Annotated in this window: 16 protein-coding genes and 1 pseudogene; 7 read left to right on the top strand and 10 right to left on the bottom strand. The window is 37.3% G+C overall.

Annotated elements, in window-relative coordinates; all coding sequences use genetic code 11:
- The first annotated feature begins 64 nt into the window (after window positions 1-64).
- On the top strand, window positions 65-556 hold the full coding sequence (locus tag NO346_RS10055; protein WP_004662457.1) for an Lrp/AsnC ligand binding domain-containing protein: 492 nt from the start codon (window positions 65-67) through the stop codon (window positions 554-556).
- A gap of 45 nt (window positions 557-601) precedes the next feature.
- Here the strand turns inward: NO346_RS10055 and putP are convergent, their stop codons facing one another.
- A complete protein-coding gene (gene putP / locus NO346_RS10050) occupies window positions 602-2,098 on the bottom strand; it encodes a sodium/proline symporter PutP (RefSeq protein WP_087545693.1) in 1,497 nt (498 codons plus the stop codon).
- 484 nt (window positions 2,099-2,582) lie between these two features.
- On the opposite strand from putP, the gene aspA reads away from it, so the two are divergent.
- Entirely contained in the window at window positions 2,583-4,025 is a 1,443-nt protein-coding gene (gene aspA / locus NO346_RS10045; RefSeq protein ID WP_256415077.1) for an aspartate ammonia-lyase, read from the top strand.
- A 66-nt stretch (window positions 4,026-4,091) separates the two neighbouring features.
- Here the strand turns inward: aspA and gcvH are convergent, their stop codons facing one another.
- The 5 genes from gcvH to NO346_RS10020 all read right to left on the bottom strand — a co-directional run bounded on the left by gcvH (window position 4,092) and on the right by NO346_RS10020 (window position 8,798).
- Window positions 4,092-4,466: a glycine cleavage system protein GcvH gene (gcvH, locus tag NO346_RS10040; protein WP_256415076.1), complete on the bottom strand. Its 375-nt coding sequence runs from the start codon at window positions 4,464-4,466 to the stop codon at window positions 4,092-4,094.
- Window positions 4,467-4,563: 97 nt separating this feature from the next.
- Window positions 4,564-5,589: an AraC family transcriptional regulator gene (locus NO346_RS10035; RefSeq protein ID WP_256415075.1), complete on the bottom strand. Its 1,026-nt coding sequence runs from the start codon at window positions 5,587-5,589 to the stop codon at window positions 4,564-4,566.
- A gap of 127 nt (window positions 5,590-5,716) precedes the next feature.
- Window positions 5,717-6,157, bottom strand: a complete 441-nt coding sequence (locus tag NO346_RS10030; RefSeq protein ID WP_256415074.1) for a MaoC family dehydratase — start codon at window positions 6,155-6,157, stop codon at window positions 5,717-5,719.
- Window positions 6,157-8,007, bottom strand: a complete 1,851-nt coding sequence (locus tag NO346_RS10025; protein ID WP_256415073.1) for an ABC transporter ATP-binding protein — start codon at window positions 8,005-8,007, stop codon at window positions 6,157-6,159. Before NO346_RS10025 ends, NO346_RS10030 begins: the two co-directional genes overlap by 1 nt.
- 260 nt (window positions 8,008-8,267) lie before the next feature.
- Window positions 8,268-8,798 carry a hypothetical protein gene (locus NO346_RS10020; RefSeq protein ID WP_256415072.1) on the bottom strand — a complete coding sequence of 177 codons (531 nt, stop codon included), beginning with the start codon at window positions 8,796-8,798 and terminating at the stop codon, window positions 8,268-8,270.
- Between the two features lie 605 nt (window positions 8,799-9,403).
- Here NO346_RS10020 and NO346_RS10015 point away from each other — a divergent pair.
- Both NO346_RS10015 and NO346_RS10010 read left to right on the top strand, forming a co-directional pair.
- Window positions 9,404-9,598, top strand: coding sequence for a hypothetical protein (locus NO346_RS10015; protein ID WP_004662441.1), 195 nt, complete (start codon window positions 9,404-9,406; stop codon window positions 9,596-9,598).
- Between the two features lie 127 nt (window positions 9,599-9,725).
- Window positions 9,726-10,462: pseudogene (locus tag NO346_RS10010) on the top strand (transposase).
- 72 nt (window positions 10,463-10,534) lie between these two features.
- Here NO346_RS10010 and NO346_RS10005 read toward each other — a convergent pair.
- Window positions 10,535-11,314, bottom strand: a complete 780-nt coding sequence (locus tag NO346_RS10005) for a ferredoxin--NADP reductase (protein WP_005159755.1) — start codon at window positions 11,312-11,314, stop codon at window positions 10,535-10,537.
- A 100-nt stretch (window positions 11,315-11,414) separates the two neighbouring features.
- Here NO346_RS10005 and tsaA point away from each other — a divergent pair, with 100 nt between their 5' ends.
- Window positions 11,415-12,149 (top strand): tRNA (N6-threonylcarbamoyladenosine(37)-N6)-methyltransferase TrmO, encoded by a 735-nt coding sequence (gene tsaA, locus NO346_RS10000; protein WP_256415071.1) that lies wholly within the window; start codon window positions 11,415-11,417, stop codon window positions 12,147-12,149.
- Window positions 12,150-12,157: 8 nt separating this feature from the next.
- Here tsaA and NO346_RS09995 read toward each other — a convergent pair whose 3' ends face one another.
- Window positions 12,158-13,378 carry an MgtC/SapB family protein gene (locus NO346_RS09995; protein WP_371924555.1) on the bottom strand — a complete coding sequence of 407 codons (1,221 nt, stop codon included), beginning with the start codon at window positions 13,376-13,378 and terminating at the stop codon, window positions 12,158-12,160.
- A gap of 281 nt (window positions 13,379-13,659) precedes the next feature.
- Between NO346_RS09995 and NO346_RS09990 the strand changes: the two genes are divergently transcribed.
- Complete coding sequence (locus NO346_RS09990; RefSeq protein WP_087546957.1) at window positions 13,660-15,417, top strand: GspE/PulE family protein; 1,758 nt, start codon at window positions 13,660-13,662, stop codon at window positions 15,415-15,417.
- Between the two features lie 136 nt (window positions 15,418-15,553).
- Here the strand turns inward: NO346_RS09990 and hemP are convergent, their stop codons facing one another.
- A complete protein-coding gene (hemP, locus tag NO346_RS09985; protein ID WP_004661888.1) occupies window positions 15,554-15,724 on the bottom strand; it encodes a hemin uptake protein HemP in 171 nt (56 codons plus the stop codon).
- 176 nt (window positions 15,725-15,900) lie between these two features.
- Here hemP and NO346_RS09980 point away from each other — a divergent pair, with 176 nt between their 5' ends.
- Window positions 15,901-16,812 carry a thiamine phosphate synthase gene (locus NO346_RS09980; RefSeq protein ID WP_256415069.1) on the top strand — a complete coding sequence of 304 codons (912 nt, stop codon included), beginning with the start codon at window positions 15,901-15,903 and terminating at the stop codon, window positions 16,810-16,812.
- A 9-nt stretch (window positions 16,813-16,821) separates the two neighbouring features.
- Here NO346_RS09980 and NO346_RS09975 read toward each other — a convergent pair whose 3' ends face one another.
- Window positions 16,822-17,391: a tetratricopeptide repeat protein gene (locus NO346_RS09975; protein WP_256415068.1), complete on the bottom strand. Its 570-nt coding sequence runs from the start codon at window positions 17,389-17,391 to the stop codon at window positions 16,822-16,824.
- Between the last annotated feature and the right edge of the window lie 11 nt (window positions 17,392-17,402).

Genomic DNA, 17,402 nt, shown 5'->3' with positions numbered 1-17,402 from the left:
ATGATTACAGAATAAAACCCGAGTAACTCACTATAATTTACCTATTTTTTAGAGGAAAATTCAGTTGAATGGCCCTATTTATACATTAGATCGTACCGATCTGAAAATTCTGGATATTCTTCAAACAGATGGAAGAATTTCCAACAGTAAATTGGCTGAATTAGTGAACCTTTCGCCGACTGCCGTGATGGCTCGTGTCCAAAAGTTGACGAAGGATGAATTTATCTTGGGATATGAGGCAAAACTCAATCCGAATAAGTTAAATGCGAGTTTTCTTGTGTTTGTTGAGGTGCTTTTAGATAAAACCACACCAAATGTGCTCGAGGATTTTATTGATGCAGTGACACAATATCCAGAGATTGTTGAGTGTCATATGGTAAGTGGTGGCTTCGACTTTTTGATCAAATTGCGTAGTGCAGGGATGGAGGAGTTTCGTCGTATCGCAGGGCAAATTTTATGGCAACTTCCTGGGGTGAAGGAAACACGTAGTTATCCTGTGATGCAGGTTGTGAAAGACAGCTCTAAAATAAAAATTAAATCAAGAACCAAATTTTAATAAAAGATTAAATAAAACAAAGGGGCTCGAAAGCCCCCTTAAATTTTATTTCATTTCTCTCGTATAGATTTCATCTGCTTGTTCAAAACGACCAGTCACAGTTGCGTTAGGTGCTTTACCAAGTAAGCTCACCACAACAATACTGATCAGGGCAAAAATGAAACCAGGAATAATTTCATAAATACCAGTACTAGCAAATACATTTTTCCAAACAATCACTGTAACTGCACCGATCACCATACCCGCTAAAGCGCCGTTTAGCGTCATACGTTTCCAGAACAATGACATGATAATCAATGGACCGAAAGCAGCACCGAAGCCAGCCCAAGCATAAGAAACTAAGCCAAGTACTTTACTATCGGGGTTTTGAGCTAAAGCAAGCGCCAACATTGCAACAGCGAGTACCATTCCTCGACCGATCCAAACTAACTCTTTTTGAGTTGCATTTTTACGGATCAAGCCTTTGTATAAATCTTCAGTTAATGCGCTTGAACATACCAATAACTGACAACTTAAGGTACTCATGACTGCTGATAAAATTGCAGCAAGGATCACACCAACAACCCAAGGGTTGAATAAAATTTTAGTGAGTTCCATGAATACTGTTTCAGGGTTAGCTGTCACAACCGCTGCAAATTCAGGATGTTGATGGAAATACGCAATCCCGACAAAACCAGAACCAACTGCACCTGCCAAGCATAAAATCATCCATGTCATACCGATACGACGAGCAGCAGGGATTGATTTAACAGAATCGGCAGCCATAAAACGAACTAGAATGTGAGGTTGACCAAAATAACCCAAGCCCCAAGCAGCTGCTGAAAGAATACCAACGATACTTAAATTTGAAACAAAATCATAAGCGTGTGGGCGAGCACTCTCAACAATTGCTGTAAATTCTTCGACACCTACACCCAAAGACATGTATGTGACGATAGGTAAAAGCAATAACGCAAAAATCATCAAACCAGCTTGGAACGTATCTGTCCAACTGATTGCCAAAAAGCCACCGATACAAACATAGCCAATTGTTGCAAACGCACCAAGCCATAAAGCGGTTTGGTAAGGTAAGTGGAACAATGTTTCAAATAGACGTGCACCAGCTACCATGCCAGAAGCACAATAAATCGCGAAAAAGATGAGAATAATCAGTGCGGAAGTTACACGTAAGATCTTTTTCTGATCATCAAAACGACCAGTGAAATAATCTGGTAACGTAAGCGCATTATTCTGAACCTCAGTATGAACGCGTAAACGTCCAGCCACAAGATACCAGTTGAGCCATGCACCAATGATCAAACCGATTGCAATCCATGATTCAGATAAGCCTGTCAAATAGATTGCCCCAGGTAAACCCATGAGTAACCAGCCACTCATATCGGATGCACCCGCAGATAAGGCGGTAACGAAACTACCTAGGCTTCGTCCTCCAAGAATATAATCATCAAGGTTTTTGGTAGAAAAATAGGCGTATAAGCCGATACCAAGCATGGCGATAATATACACCACGAACACAACAACAGTGGGATTCGAAAAATTCATAATGGATGCCTGTCCTTACATATCCATAACTGTGCAATCCCATCTGAATAGCCAAAAAATTGATTTACTATTCTAATAAGACTGATAAGGTCACAGATTCAATCACGAATGATTTTTAAAATACTGTTTTGTTTTTGTATATTGTTTGTATATTTTGTGTAATTTAAATTAAGTGTATGAATCTTAATTTTTAAATCTGAAAAAGCTCACTTTTTTTTAAATAAAAGAAAGATATTTGTGGCTTAAGAATAGGCTATATGTTTCAAATTATTACCAAAGCAAAAAAATGATAGAAATAACAGGCATTTTTGAACAGAAAAATAGGGTGAAATGACGACACATGTTATTACAAAAACAACAATACAGAGAAATTACATTATAAAAAGCTCGTAATGTTAAGCAATTCTGCTAATGAAAATTTATTTGAAATCTTCCATATTATTTCTTTGCACCATTAGGGTGCATTGTCTGAGAGAAATGGAAAGTGGACACGGTTCAAGCAGCAACTATAAGAATAGAGCATGATTTACTTGGCGCAAAAGAAGTGCCAATGGATTGTTATTACGGAATTCATACTTTACGCGCAATTGAAAATTTCAAAATCTCTTCGCAAAAAGTTGGACAAAATAGTCACTTTATTCGTGCATTAGCACAAGTGAAGAAAGCATCTGCTCAAGCGAATCTAAGTTTTGGAAAACTAACGGAAACACAAAGCCTTGCTATCCAGCATGGATGTGATGCTTTAATCAATGAAACTGAAAAATGGCAGGACTCATTCCCGATTGATATCTATCAGGGTGGAGCGGGTACGTCGATTAATATGAACACGAATGAAGTCATTGCGAATATTGCCCTTGAGTCATTGGGATATCAAAAGGGTCAGTATGATGTGATCCATCCAAATGACCATGTCAATAAATCGCAGTCAACCAATGATGTGTATCCAACAGCAATTCGTCTATCTACCTATTGTTCACTGGATGCCTTGTTTACACAAATGGATAAGTTGATCACTTCATTTGAGAATAAAGCAATCGAGTTTCGCTATATTTTAAAAATGGGGCGTACTCAACTCCAAGATGCAGTGCCGATGACACTTGGGCAAGAATTTCATGCATTTGCAACTTTATTAAAAGAAGATGTTCGTCTGATTAAACGTACACGCGAGTTGTTGCTTGAAGTCAATTTAGGCGCAACTGCAATTGGTACTGGTGTAAACACACCTAAAGGCTATGCTGTAAAAGTAGTTTCGTGTTTGAAACAAATTACAGGTTTAAATTTAGTTGGTGCTGAAGACTACGTTGAAGCAACCAGTGATTGTGGCGTCTTTATTATTTTATCGAGTGCCTTAAAACGTCTTGCATGTAAACTTTCGAAGATTAGCAATGATTTACGTTTGCTAAGTTCAGGACCTCGTACTGGTTTGGGTGAAATCCAATTACCTGAATTACAAGCTGGCTCATCAATTATGCCTGCAAAAGTAAATCCAGTTATTCCAGAAGTTGTAAATCAGATTGCATTTAAGGTGATTGGTAACGATCTTACGATTACATTTGCAGCAGAAGCAGGACAGTTACAGTTAAATGTCATGGAGCCTGTGATTGCAATTTCCCTCAATGAATCAATTGAGCTATTAACCCATGCGATTCAAAGTTTGGATGAAAAATGTGTACGTGGAATCAAAGCACATGAACAAGCATGCCATGATGCGGTCATGCGTAGTGTAGGGATTATTACTTTGCTCGATCCATTATTAGGTCATGCTTTGTGCGATGAAATTGGTAAGCAATGTATTGCAGAGAATAAAACGATTCAGGAAGTTGTGCTAGAGCGAGGTTTACTCACACAGGCTCAACTTGATGAAATTTTCTCTTTTGACAATTTGGTTTCAGAAGTAGATGGTATTCAGGTTGATTATGTTGCTTAATTAATTAAGCATAAATAAAAAGCCCAGTTCTTGACTGGGCTTTTTAATGTTTGAATTTATTTAAAATTATAAACCCGATTCATATTCTTGATTGGAAAGTAGTTTTTCAACATCAGCCATATTGTCTGGTTTGATTTTATAAATCCAACCTTTACCATAAGGCTCTTCATTAACAAAATCAGGATCATCTTCAAGCGCAGTGTTGACTTCAACCACTGTACCTGAAACAGGGGCATGAATGTCAGAAGCAGTTTTGACTGATTCAACAATACCCGCCTGTTCAGTTGCAGTCACATGGCTGCCTACTTCTGGTGTTTCCACATAGACTAAATCGCCCAACTCATCCTGTGCATGGTCACTGATTCCAGTAACAACTAAATCACCTTCGATTCTTACCCATTCGTGTGTTCGTGCATATTTTAAATCTGCTGGATGATTCATGACAACTCCTTAAACAATCTGTCGTATCATTTTATTTGGCTTTATACAGGTTTTTTAGTTAAAACAAAAGTGTTTATAAATGAAGCACTTTGCAATATTACAAATAAGGGTCTTTACGCCAGTTACTCGGACTGCGTCCACTCCAGCGCTTAAATGCACGGCTAAAATTTGCTACATCAGAATACCCTAATTCATCAGCAATTTGTTCTAAACTATAATCTGTTCTAGATAGTAAAGATGTTGCATGACGATAGCGTACTTCATCTACCAAGGTAGAGAAGGATGTACCCTCAGCTGCTAGTTGACGTTTGAGAGTGCGATCTGACATATGCAGAAGCTCAGCAACACTCTCGATGCTTAAATAATGCTGTTCTGAATTGGTTAAAATATCACGTACACGCATTGCAAGGCGACGACGTTCGCCTAAAGCAGAAAGTTCAGTTTCACACTGATTAATTGCAATTTGGCTGGCAATTGGATCTGCATTGACCATTTTTAAACCGAGGTATTTTTTATCAAAACTCGAAATTAAATGTGGCTGATTAAAACGTACTGTACTGGTTAATTTATCACGATATTTATCAAAGCCCACAGGCTCAGGGAAATCTAAATCAACTTCACTCTTTAAGTCTTCAATTCCTGTCAAGGCTTTGGCCATGGTCATAATACCAATCGTTAAACCTAAGATAATTTCAGTACGTAATGGTTCAACTTCAATATCACATTGTAGTTGTAAGGTTGCTTTAGATCCAAAAGTAGAAAAGTAAAGTTGTAAAAAAGGTAAGCGTAATTGAATGAAACGGCTTGCAAGTGCAATTGCATCGGTAATGTCATGCGCAGTCATAATGGCGTAGCCAATGAAACCATGAATCGAAATTCGCATTTGCGTACCTAGGTGAAATCCTAATGTACTTTCACCTGTTAAACGCAAGGAATGTTTAACTAATTCATTCGCGATAGGCGTAGGAATTCGATAATTTGGGTCAGCTAATTGCTCACTGGTTAAATGAAAAGGAGCAAATAAGGTTTCATCGCTATATCCCCAGCGTGAAACAACATCCAATAGCAATAAGCCATAGACGCCTGGTATACCTTGATCTTGACGAGTTGAAGTTGTTTTCATGTGCTTTCCGTGGCGCTCATCAATTTTGCCAATGTCTTTTAAACATTTAAGTCCGAAACATCTTTACACGAAATAAAATAATCAATCATAAAAATTGTTGGACAAAAGAGTTATCCAATCTCCAAAATTAAGCTGCTTTTCTAAAGACCATTATTTTGGTTGTTGATATTAATAGCACATCGCCATGTTGGTTCAAAGCTTGCGTAACGTAACTGACGATACCGCGATCGGTTTTGGTTTTAGACGGCACGATTGCCGTAATTTCAACTTCTACATGTATCTTATCGCCAACACGTGTTGGGCGGGGCCAGCGTAAACTGGATTCTGTTCCCACGAGACCACCTGCGACAGGAAAACATTCAGTCCATAAACGCATGGTGACTGCCGAGGTGTGCCATCCACTTGCTGCCAAACCCTGAAAAATAGGATGTTGCTCAGCTGCTTGCTCATCTAAATGAAATGGTTGGGGGTCATACTGGCTTGCAAATTGTTTCACTTCTTCAAGCGTGATTTCATAGTCACGACTAATGAAGCGGTCTCCAATATTTAAGTCTTCTAAATACAACATTATTCTGTGTCCTGAGCCACTGCTCGCTCCTCAACTAAAAAACCACCTGTTTGGCGTTTCCATAATTGTGCATACAAGCCATCATTTGCAATAAGCTGCTCATGTGTACCTTGTTCAGCAATTTTGCCTTGATCAAGTACAATGAGACGATCCATTTGAGCAATAGTAGATAAACGGTGTGCAATTGCAATGACTGTTTTGCCAACCATTAAGTCATTTAAACTGCTTTGAATCGCGGCTTCAACTTCTGAGTCAAGCGCACTTGTTGCTTCGTCTAAAATAAGAATAGGTGCGTCTTTCAAGAAAACTCTAGAAATAGCAATACGTTGACGTTGGCCGCCAGAAAGTTTTACGCCACGCTCACCGACATAAGCATCAAATCCAACACGTCCTTTCTGATCAGTCAATTGTGGAATAAATTCTTCTGCTTTGGCTTTTTTGATAGCAAGCTGAATCTCTGCTTCAGTCGCATTAGGGCGACCATATTTGATATTTTCAGCTACCGTACGATGCAGTAGAGAGGTGTCCTGAGTCACCAGAGCGATGTTGGCACGCAAACTATCCTGTGTAACTTCCTGAATATCCTGACCGTCAATCAGGATACGGCCTTGCTTGATCGTATAAAAATGCAGAAGCAGTTGAATCAGGGTAGATTTACCCGCGCCAGAACGACCAACAATTCCAATTTTCTCGCCTGGTTTGATGGTCAGGTTGAAATGATCAATGACATTTTTTTGATTATAAGCAAAACTAACATCTTCAAAACGAATTTCACCCTGTTGAACTTTTAGTTCAGTTGCATCTTTTTTATCTTGAATCTGGATAGGCTTACCTAGAGTTTTCATACCATCTTGAATGGTACCAACATTTTCAAACAGCATGGTGATGTGCCACATGATGAATTCTGCAAGGCTATCCAGTTTTAATACCATTGCTGTGGTCGCCGCAATGACCCCAATGGCAGCCTGACCCTGCGTCCACAGCCAGACCGATGTGCCAATTACGCCAATAAACAGAAAAGCACTCAATAGGCGAATACTGATCTGGTATTTCACAGCTAAGCGCATCTGTTTATAAACAGTGACCATAAATTCTTGCATGGACTCTTTTGCATACTGACTTTCACGACCAGCATGTGCAAACAATTTCACAGTTTGAATATTGGTATAAGCATCGGTAACGCGTCCAGTCATAATAGCGCGCGCATCTGCCTGTTGTTGTGAAACTTTACCAAGTCGAGGAATGAAATAACTGGCAATGGCGATAAATAAGATCAGCCATAAAAGCAAGGGGATGATTAAAACAGGTGAAATAGAGCCTAATACAAAGCTAATCGTAATAAAGTAAATCAGTACATAAACCAACATGTCACCAAGGATCATCCAAAACTCACGAACTGCTAATGCAGTTTGCATAACTTTGGCAGACAAGCGGCCAGCGAAGTCAGTGTGGAAAAAATCTAAGGTTTGTTGCAACAATAAGTTATGGAATAACCAGCGCATACGCATTGGAAAATTACTAAATAACACTTGGTGTTTGACGATAGATTGCAAACTTACGAAGAAAATATTTGCGAATAAAATACTTATGAGAATAGTTAGATTTTCATGATTCGTTTCTAAAAAGGTATTAGGCTGACTTTTAGTGAGCCAATCAACTAGTTTACCAATATAAGAAAAGAATAATGCCTCAAAGCACGCTGCAGCAGCTGTACAAGCAATAAGTAAAAAGAGGAATGGTCTGACTCCTTTCGTTGATTGCCAAACAAAAGCAAAAAAAGTAGTCGGTAATGGTTTGTTTAAATCTTTCGTTGGGTAAGGATCAACTAATTTTTCAAACCAACTCAGCATTACACTTATCCTCTGATGAAATTCTAATTCAGCTAGTTCAGTAGCATATCAGAAAATTAGCTTTAGAGATGAAAAGAGCGAATGTTGCTTAGTTCAAAAAAGGATAATTAAACTTGCAATTTAATTTCGAAAATAGTTTATCTCAAATAATATTTGTTATTAATTTTTTCTTAACAAATAATATGGTAAATGAAATTGCTATGAAACTGTCGCACCTCATGTTTGAATTCGCCGATCATTAGCAATCCAAATGGTTGATATTAACGAATGGTGTAAATGGTATCGAAGTTAACATCTACTGAACAAATAAGTAAATTACAAATTAAATTATTGTTTAGTAAATTTGAAATTTGATTACTTAGATTCATTTCAAATGCCGTTAATTCTCTCATGATTATTTGGCATGCATTATTAAATTCATGAATATTCCAGTCTTTATTAAATAAAAATTTTATAGCGCTTAAATTGTTTAATTCATACATCAAGGTGTGATGAAGTGAGAATCCTTTATCATCAACTATATTTGAACTTTGGAAGAGAATTGGTTCGAGTTGATTCGCTTTGATGAGCATTAATGAATCAATTATTTTGTTTCTAAGCTGATTATTTAAGCTATTGAAGAAGCCAAAAGAAAATGTTGCAATGACCGCAGCATCCATCCAAAGTGTAGATTTATGACTCATTTTTTCTAAATGAAGTTCTATAAATTCAGATTGATTTTCGATATTCTCAGTTTGGGAGAAAAATGAGTAATCTTTTTCATTTTTGAATTTTATTGCTGAGTGAGGCATCTTCTAACTCATTATTAGATTAATTAACAATATTGATACATAATGGTTTTTTTTAAATTAAAATTTAATAGGTTTTATTAATATTTATTTCTTTTGATTGGTTATTGATCCGAAAATGCCTATTTGATCAATCTTTCTATTTGGAGAGTTATAATAAGTTAATTATATTAAATTAATATGAAAGGTATTTAATAATATTTAAAACTTAAGGGTATTATCTCATTTTTTATAGAAACTGCGAATGAGATCTAAGTTTTGTATTCAAATAACTATTAGTAGGATAGAAAATTTCTGTCTTTTCCCCACAAGTGTTTAGGAGATAAAACTGATATAAGTGAAAGACATTTTAGATGTATGTTGAACGAGTCGGTTTGATACAAAAGATGGGAAACCTAAGCGAGTAGTTAACAGGCTACGGATTGGTAATGGAGAGGAGTGTACCCACTTAAAGTTCTATTTGTTTCATAGAGGAAGAGCAAGACACTACGCTAGGCAATTATTTAAAAATTCATTTGAGATACGGCTTTTACAGTGAAAAATCAATACATGAAATGTGATACAAGGCGTATACTCAAATTAACCATTACAATCACATAGGATTAGAAATGCTTCTTAAATTTGCGATTCGCTTTATGGCTGTCCTCCTTTCAGTACTTATCTTGGCTGCTATCGTTATTCAGTTCTTCTTCTCAAGCAAATTAACCACAGATTTGTGGATTATTGTAGTTCCTGTGATCTTGGGTATTCCAATTCTTACCTCAGTCGTCATTGCTAAAGACGATGAGTTAAGCATTCAGTGATACATACATGAATAATTAAAGTAATTATTTAAAAAGCCCATGCCAATGGGCTTTTTTCTTTGTACACGACAAAAAAGATAACTCATTGAAATAATGGCATAATACTTGTTTTCTGAAGACGAATATGATGAAATATTTCAATGAGTTACATCTCATCTTAAAACAAATATCTAAAGTGGAACAAGTCACATGTAAAATGTTTTACACTGATTATGCTGGCATTAATTGTAAAACAGACATGTAACCTTTCTTCTGCATCTAAAGCCTTACCCATCAAGTGCTTACCACAATCATTTTATCGACGTATACAACGCTTCTTTGCAGATCAGTATTTCAATTATCGTCAAATTTCTCAGTTAATTTTCAATATATTTTCATTCGATAAAGTCCAATTAACTTTGGATAGAACCAACTGGAAATGGGGAAAACGAGATATCAATATCTTGATGTTAGCCATCGTCTATCGTGGAATAGCGATACTTGTTGTTTCTCCTATGTTTAATGCTTCAGCTATTCGTGATTATGCATTACGCTGGGAAATCGAAACCTTATTTAGTTGTCTCAAAGGACGTGGATTCAATCTTGAAAATACTCGTTTAACAGACCCTAGACGAGTCAAGAAATTGATAGCAGTGCTAGCGATCGGTTTCTGTTGGTGCTATTTAACAGGTGAATGGCAACATGATCGAAAAAAGCGATAAAAATAAAGAAGCATGGACGACTTTCAGTAAGTTTATTTCGCTACGGTTTGGACTATGTTCAAATGGCTATTCTACGTTTGATTGGTTTTGGAAAAAAGAAGAATTTAAGAAAGTGCTCGCAATTTTAAGGAAGAAAAAGCCTGATAGGACAAGGGCCCTATGAAATTTGTCGTGTACAGAGAGATAAAAAGAAACCGAGGGATCACCTCGGTTTCTTTTATATCGTTATTGACGTTTATTTTTCAACAAATGCACGTTCAATAACATAATCACCCATTACACCCATACGAGGGGATTCAACTAAACCATGTTGGTCAAGTAAAGCAGCCACGTCTTTTAGGAAAGCAGGGCTACCACAAAGCATTGCACGGTCAGTTTCACGATTGAAACGTGGCAAACCAATTTTTTCAAATAATTGACCAGATTCAATTGCGGTTGTAACGCGACCTTGGGTGTGGAAAGGTTCACGAGTCACTGTTGGATAGTAGATTAATTTATCTTTGATACCCAATTCTTCAAAGAACTCATGGTTTGGTAGTTCATTTAAGATTAAATCTTGGTATGCAAGCTCTGATACATAACGCGTACCGTGAACCATGATCACTTTTTCAAATTTTTCATATGTTTCAGGATCACGTAATAAAGCCAAGAATGGTGCTAGTCCTGTACCTGAAGATAACAGATATAGGTTTTTACCTGGCAATAAATCATCATGTACAAGAGTACCTGTAGGTTTTTTAGAAATAAGGATTTCGTCGCCCACTTGTACTTTTTGTAAGATAGAAGTGAGTGGACCATCTTGTACTTTAATTGAGAAGAATTCGAGTTCTTCTTCATAATTCGCACTCGCAATCGAATACGCACGCATTAAAGGCTTACCATTCACTTCAAGTCCGATCATCACAAACTGACCATTTTTAAAACGTAAGCTTGTATCGCGCGTGGTTTTAAAACTGAAAAGCGTGTCATTCCAGTGGTGAACATGAGTAATGCGTTCAACGTTAAAAGCAGCCATTAAAGGTCTCGATCACAGTTAAAAGAAACAGATTGCTATTCTAATCTAAAATCATTCTCTATAAACTGAATATATTTAATTGTGTTTATAAGAAAAAGTGATGAGCAATTCTGTGGTCATGCCGATCATCGGTTATATGCATTCTCCTTATCAGGAGAAATTTGGTATTCCAAGACAGCCAAATTTGGTGCAGGTGGAGTCCTATATAGAGTTGTCAGAACCTTATAATGATCTTTCGGCATTTGAGGGAATTGAAGACTTCAGTCATTTATGGTTATTGTGGCAATTCCATGATAATAAAAATACTGATAACTCTTTGAATCAAATGTCTAAATTTCGTCCACAAGTACGTCCACCTAGATTAGGTGGTAATCAAAAAATTGGAGTATTTGCAACGAGGAGTATGTATCGTCCATCTCCTATAGGTCTGTCGGTCGTTCGCTTTTTACGTGTTGAAAAATGTGCTAAGAGTGTTCGAATGTATGTGATGGGAAGTGATTTACTCAATAAAACTCCAATTTTGGATATTAAACCTTATATCCATTATTCAGATGCTGTGATGGATTCGGTCAGTGGCTATGCGCAAGATGAGCCGATTCGAAAGCGTGTTCTATGGAGCGAATTAGCACAATCGATTAAGCACAAGTTCATTCAAGAGAATGACACTCAGCCGAGAATCTTTGATGAGTTAGAACAAGTTTTATCTTTAGATCCACGGCCTGCTTATCATGATGATGCGAGTCGAATTTATAAAATGAAGTTTTCCACGTTCGATGTGAGTTTTAATGTTGACGATGAAAAGATCAAGATATTAAAGCTTGAAACTCTCAATTAGCATTGATATTAGTGTTGCTGCATCCAGAACATGATAATTAACACAGTCATATGTATGATTTGGGCTGGAATAAAAGCAAGAGCAAATTTATATCCTCCTGTTAGCGCAGCGTTGATACTTTTCGCTAAAGCATGGACAGCGAGTCCAATCATTAATGCAATCATAAGTGTTGTTGCTTGAACGGTATCAGGCTCTGCTTGAACAACGATTGCAGCAATTGCCGCATGTATTTCAAAAAGAGATGCGATTAATGTACCTAAAATCAGACCTGAACTACCGAGCCAAAGGTTGAGAGCATATACTGCGGCTTGAATTGCTGATAAGGCAAAAGTAATAATGATGGCATTTTTGAAGCTGAACATGCGGCTGTTATCATTGGTTGCGATTGTTTCACCATCGCCAATAGATGTCCGCATCAAATATAAAGCCCAAATAGATAGAACGATGGTAGAAATGATAGTTGGCAAAAATATGATTTTGAACCAAGCCAAGCTAATGCTTGCAACAATAATGAGCATTTGAATAAGCGTAGATACGCAGGACATCAAGGCAGCACCAGCATTTACATGAGGGTTCGCACCATTGTTACGAACTTCCATACCCAGATTTGCGATAGTTGCTGTGCTTGAGACAAAACCAGATGCCAAAGCAGAAAATACGATTGCATTTTTTGATGATAGAAGTCTTTTGGCAAAATGTGCTAATGCTTGTACAAATAGTATGAGGCTTAATAATTTCAAAATTGTATAGGGATTTAATACTGGTCCCCAAAATGCTTGGTTAGGTACTAAGGGCAGTGCAATCAGTATTAAAGCCAGTAGTAGCACGCCATCCCTTAATTCACTTTCATTAATCCACTGGTTTGCGAGCCCGTGAAGTGATTGTTTTGCAAAAAGTAGAATGGTCAGCGTCACTGCAAGCCCAGCAGCTAAATTGATATTCCATATGCAAACAGCACCAATGAAATAGGTCATTATGAGTGCAAGTTCAGTCGTCACACCAGGATCATCGGGTTGATTTTTAAGTGATGCAATACTTATAGCACCAATTAAAATTGCCCCCGTAATTCCTATTTCTAAATTAAATAAAAAGCACAGTGTTCCTAAAAGAGAGCTAATTGCAAACGTTCTAAAACCAGCAAAGGTTTTGGTCTTATGTTTAGCTTTGCTTTGTTCTCGTTCTAAACCGATCAATAATCCACAACCGAGCGATACAGCAAAGATCATCATTAACTGATTTAAAGCCGTATTTTGTATTGATAAATCAAGTAAATCAGTCATGTCATATCCTTTCGTTTAGAGGATCATCATTATTGTTTAGGCAAAATTGAGTTGAATTTATATACTTTAAAATTGCATAAATGCATCGCTCTATCTTAACCCTTTTTGCTTTTATGACTAAGTTATCTATATGTTTTTTAAAGTGCATTTAATCATTCTTGAGTCATGAAATGATTTGGGAGATTTCAATAAATCTCTGTTATATTATAGAAATAACTTGGGGTATAACAATGACGTTTAATTTTCAAATCGATATTTTTTGGTGCTTAGAACAATTACAAAAAGATGGACGAATCACTGAACGGGATAAATTATTAGTACAAACAACACATCGTCAAAAAGATGAATTGAAGTGGCATCCTTTACAGTGGGTTGCAAAATTTAATCTGAAAGATCAATTAAATCAAGAAACCATTTTAACACTCAATCGTCTATGTCTATGGTTAGCTGAAAAATCGCATGTTCCTTTGTTTGTCATTGATCCTCTAAAGGCTGATGTGACGGCATTAACCAGTGTTATGTCTCAAGAGTTTGCAGCTCGAAATCATATTTTGGCAGTAGAAGTTCACTCTGATCGTATTTTAATCGGTACAGATCAGCCGTTTATGATGGAATGGAAAAATAATTTAGAAAGAAGTTTGAGCCCAAAAAAAGTTGAAGCTGTACTATTAAATCCAGAACAGCTACAACGTTATTTGATTGAATATTATCAAGTTAGTCGAGCGGTGAGCTCTTCTCAAGGCACAAGTGCTTTTGACCGTGACAATAAGGGGGTCGAAGCTTTACTGCAATTAGGCGATACACAAAACCCTGATGCCAATGACCAGCATATTGTGAAACTGGTTGATTGGGTATTGCAATTTGCTTTTGAGCAGGGTGCAAGTGATATTCATTTGGAGCCTCGCAAAGACAAAGGCAAGGTACGTTTCCGTATCGATGGTGTGTTACATACTATTTATAACATGCCAGCCAATACGCTTACAGCAGTGATTTCCCGTATTAAAATCTTAGGTCGTATGAATGTTGCGGAAAAGCGTAAGCCTCAAGATGGACGTTTAAAAACGCGTACACCGAAAGGTCAAGAAACGGAATTACGTCTTTCTACGTTGCCAACTGCTTTTGGTGAAAAGTTGGTCATGCGTATTTTTGATCCTGAAGTATTAGTGCGTAGTTTTCAGCAATTAGGATTTGAAGGGCATTTATTACACAGTTGGCAACAACTGACACAGCATAGCCACGGTATTATCTTGGTGACGGGACCAACAGGTTCAGGTAAAACCACAACGCTATATTCGTCTTTAAAGCAATTAGCAACTGAACAAGTGAATGTCTGTACCATTGAAGATCCGATTGAAATGTTGGAACCAAGTTTTAACCAGATGCAGGTGAATCCAAATATCGAACTTGGTTTCGCCGATGGTGTTCGCGCACTGATGCGTCAAGATCCTGACATTATCATGGTGGGGGAGATTCGTGATCATGACACCGCAAATATGGCGATTCAAGCAGCCTTAACAGGACATTTGGTTCTTTCGACTTTGCATACTAATGATGCACCTTCAAGTCTGACCCGTTTGCATGATTTAGGCGTACAACCATTCTTAACTGCAGCAACGATTTTAGGTGTTCTAGCACAACGTTTGGTGCGCCGACTCTGCCCACTTTGTAAGCAAGAAACGGCAATTAATGAACAAGAGTGGGAGCATCTTACTTTTGATTATATGATGGATATGCCAACGACGATGTATAAAGCAGTTGGATGTGAAGCATGTCGCCATACAGGTTATAAAGGCCGTGTAGGTATTTATGAATTTATGCCAGTAAGTTTAGAGTTGAAGTCTATTATTAGTGCTCATGGCACACTGAATGATCTGAAAGCACAATCCAAGAAAGAAGGTGTTGAGCCACTGCGGATTGCAGGTGCACGCAAAGTCATTGAAGGTGCAACCACGTTAGAAGAGGTATTGCGTGTTGTTCCTTTAAGTTAAGCAAATTATTGATCTTCAGATTCACCTCATCTTCATTTGTTTTAAAGAGGTGGTCCCACTTGTTTGATCAAACAAAAAGCAGTACGCGCTGACATACTGCTATTTCCACGTTTATTATTATGCGGTTGTTATTATATTACTTCGTTAAAATAAGACGATTATTACGCGTTAAACGCAAGCGGTATTCTTCACCCGCATGCATTATGCGTATTTCCCGACCTAAGGCAAAAAGATTATTGGAATGCAACATTGGCAATGATTGAGCTGCATCTGTGCTACGTGTAAATAGGTTAAATGGTGCGTTCATTTGTTATGCTCCGTGGTGTGTTTTTTAGTTATTTAAATGATAATCATTATCGAATAGGCCTGTCAATGTAAATTTCAAGAATTTACAAAATCATTGATTATTGATGTTTTTAGCATGTGAAATCGTTGTTAAATTCATTAAAATTATTGTGAAAAAAATAGAGATATTAGACTGTTATGGCAAAAGCTATAGTTGATGTTGCGATTGCAATTTTACTGCATAAATCTAAAGTGTTAGTGGGTTGGCGACAAGCAGATCAACATCAAGGTAATAAACATGAATTTCCTGGTGGAAAAGTCGAATTAGGGGAATCACCTGAACAAGCTTGTCGTAGAGAGATTTATGAGGAAGTAGGCATTGGTTTAAAAGAGTGGCATCCGTTTGATATTATTCGTCATGAATATGAAGATGTTATTGTTAATTTACATCTTTTTCATGCACATGTACCTGAGGAAATGCTCAATCAAATTCATCAACCTTGGACTTGGTATCAACGTGATCAACTAGCGAGTTTAAACTTTCCGAAGGCAAATGCTGTAATTCTGGAACGCTTAATCTGGTCTCATTTGATTAAGATCAGTGATCAAATTGATGCATTACCACACCATAACTTTCAAATGTATTGGCGCATTCAAACAGCTGAAATTGAACAGATTGAACAGCAGTTAGAGCTTTTAACTGATGAGGAATTACAAAAAATTATAATAAATACTGATATTTATCAAAATATGAACATGGTTCTACAGTCTAGAGTGAAGACAATTCATCTTAAACAATCACAATTAATGGCACTTAAAAAAGGTGAATTGATTGTTGGTAAACGTTTTATTGCAGCCTGTCATGATGCTGTTTCATTACAACATGCACAGCATATAGGTTGTGATGCCGTATTTTTGAGTCCTGTGAAAGCAACTGAAACACATCCAAATGCAAAAGTATTAGGTTGGAGTGATTTTGCTGCATTAGCTCAGCAGAGTGATATTCCAGTTTTTGCTTTAGGTGGCGTAGCACCTGAAGATTTAGAACAAGCCCAAAAACATCATGCTTATGGGCTTGCTGGGATTCGTCAATTTAGTTCAATTGATTGATCAAACTTTTTATAACGCTTGAATGGCTTTTTTAGCTTCTTGGGCTTTTACTGGATGATTACGTGCTTCGCTTGCTCGGAGCACAATAAACCAAAGTTGTTTTTTCATCGAGTTACTTTGCGCATAACTTAAACCACGACGCGCCAAAGCTTCCGCATTCGCATATTGTTTGCGTTGGTCTGCAATCAGTGCCAAATACAAATAAGTTTCGGTCGCTTGGGGAGCAATACGTTGAGCTTGAAGAGCATAACGTTCTGCTTCCGCAAGTTGCTGTTGCTTATAAGCGACTTGGGTTTTTTGCATTAATGTTCTAAATGCTGGTAATTGGCTCCCATCATTGAACTTTTGCTGTACTTTTTGCTCAGGTACAACCACTGGTACGTTTTGACGCTTTATTTCTTTCTGCTCATACGGCGTAATTTTTACATTCGACGCGGGCGGAGCAGTTTTCTTTTTCTGCGTGTTTGACGTATTTGGTGGTTCTCCCAATTTAATTACCACTTTTTTATTTGGAGGCGGTGCTGAATTACAACCTGCAAGCAGCAATGCACCAATCACAATCGTTATTTTCTTCATCATGTCCAATCATC

It is taken from the genome of Acinetobacter sp. 5862, from assembly GCF_024494585.1.
Lineage (GTDB): Bacteria > Pseudomonadota > Gammaproteobacteria > Pseudomonadales > Moraxellaceae > Acinetobacter.
This window is presented reverse-complemented; position numbering and strand designations above follow the sequence as displayed.

Bases quoted from the DNA above. Each gene is read 5' to 3' on its own strand.
- putP (WP_087545693.1), bottom strand. From the start codon at position 2,098: ATGAATTTTTCGAATCCCACTGTTGTTGTGTTCGTGGTGTATATTATC.
- gcvH (WP_256415076.1), bottom strand. From the start codon at position 4,466: ATGAATCATCCAGCAGATTTAAAATATGCACGAACACACGAATGGGTA.
- NO346_RS10035 (WP_256415075.1), bottom strand. From the start codon at position 5,589: ATGAAAACAACTTCAACTCGTCAAGATCAAGGTATACCAGGCGTCTAT.
- NO346_RS10030 (WP_256415074.1), bottom strand. From the start codon at position 6,157: ATGTTGTATTTAGAAGACTTAAATATTGGAGACCGCTTCATTAGTCGT.
- NO346_RS10025 (WP_256415073.1), bottom strand. From the start codon at position 8,007: ATGCTGAGTTGGTTTGAAAAATTAGTTGATCCTTACCCAACGAAAGAT.
- NO346_RS10020 (WP_256415072.1), bottom strand. From the start codon at position 8,798: ATGCCTCACTCAGCAATAAAATTCAAAAATGAAAAAGATTACTCATTT.
- NO346_RS10015 (WP_004662441.1), top strand. From the start codon at position 9,404: ATGCTTCTTAAATTTGCGATTCGCTTTATGGCTGTCCTCCTTTCAGTA.
- NO346_RS10005 (WP_005159755.1), bottom strand. From the start codon at position 11,314: ATGGCTGCTTTTAACGTTGAACGCATTACTCATGTTCACCACTGGAAT.
- tsaA (WP_256415071.1), top strand. From the start codon at position 11,415: ATGAGCAATTCTGTGGTCATGCCGATCATCGGTTATATGCATTCTCCT.
- NO346_RS09995 (WP_371924555.1), bottom strand. From the start codon at position 13,378: ATGATGATCTTTGCTGTATCGCTCGGTTGTGGATTATTGATCGGTTTA.
- NO346_RS09990 (WP_087546957.1), top strand. From the start codon at position 13,660: ATGACGTTTAATTTTCAAATCGATATTTTTTGGTGCTTAGAACAATTA.
- hemP (WP_004661888.1), bottom strand. From the start codon at position 15,724: ATGAACGCACCATTTAACCTATTTACACGTAGCACAGATGCAGCTCAA.
- NO346_RS09980 (WP_256415069.1), top strand. From the start codon at position 15,901: ATGGCAAAAGCTATAGTTGATGTTGCGATTGCAATTTTACTGCATAAA.
- NO346_RS09975 (WP_256415068.1), bottom strand. From the start codon at position 17,391: ATGATGAAGAAAATAACGATTGTGATTGGTGCATTGCTGCTTGCAGGT.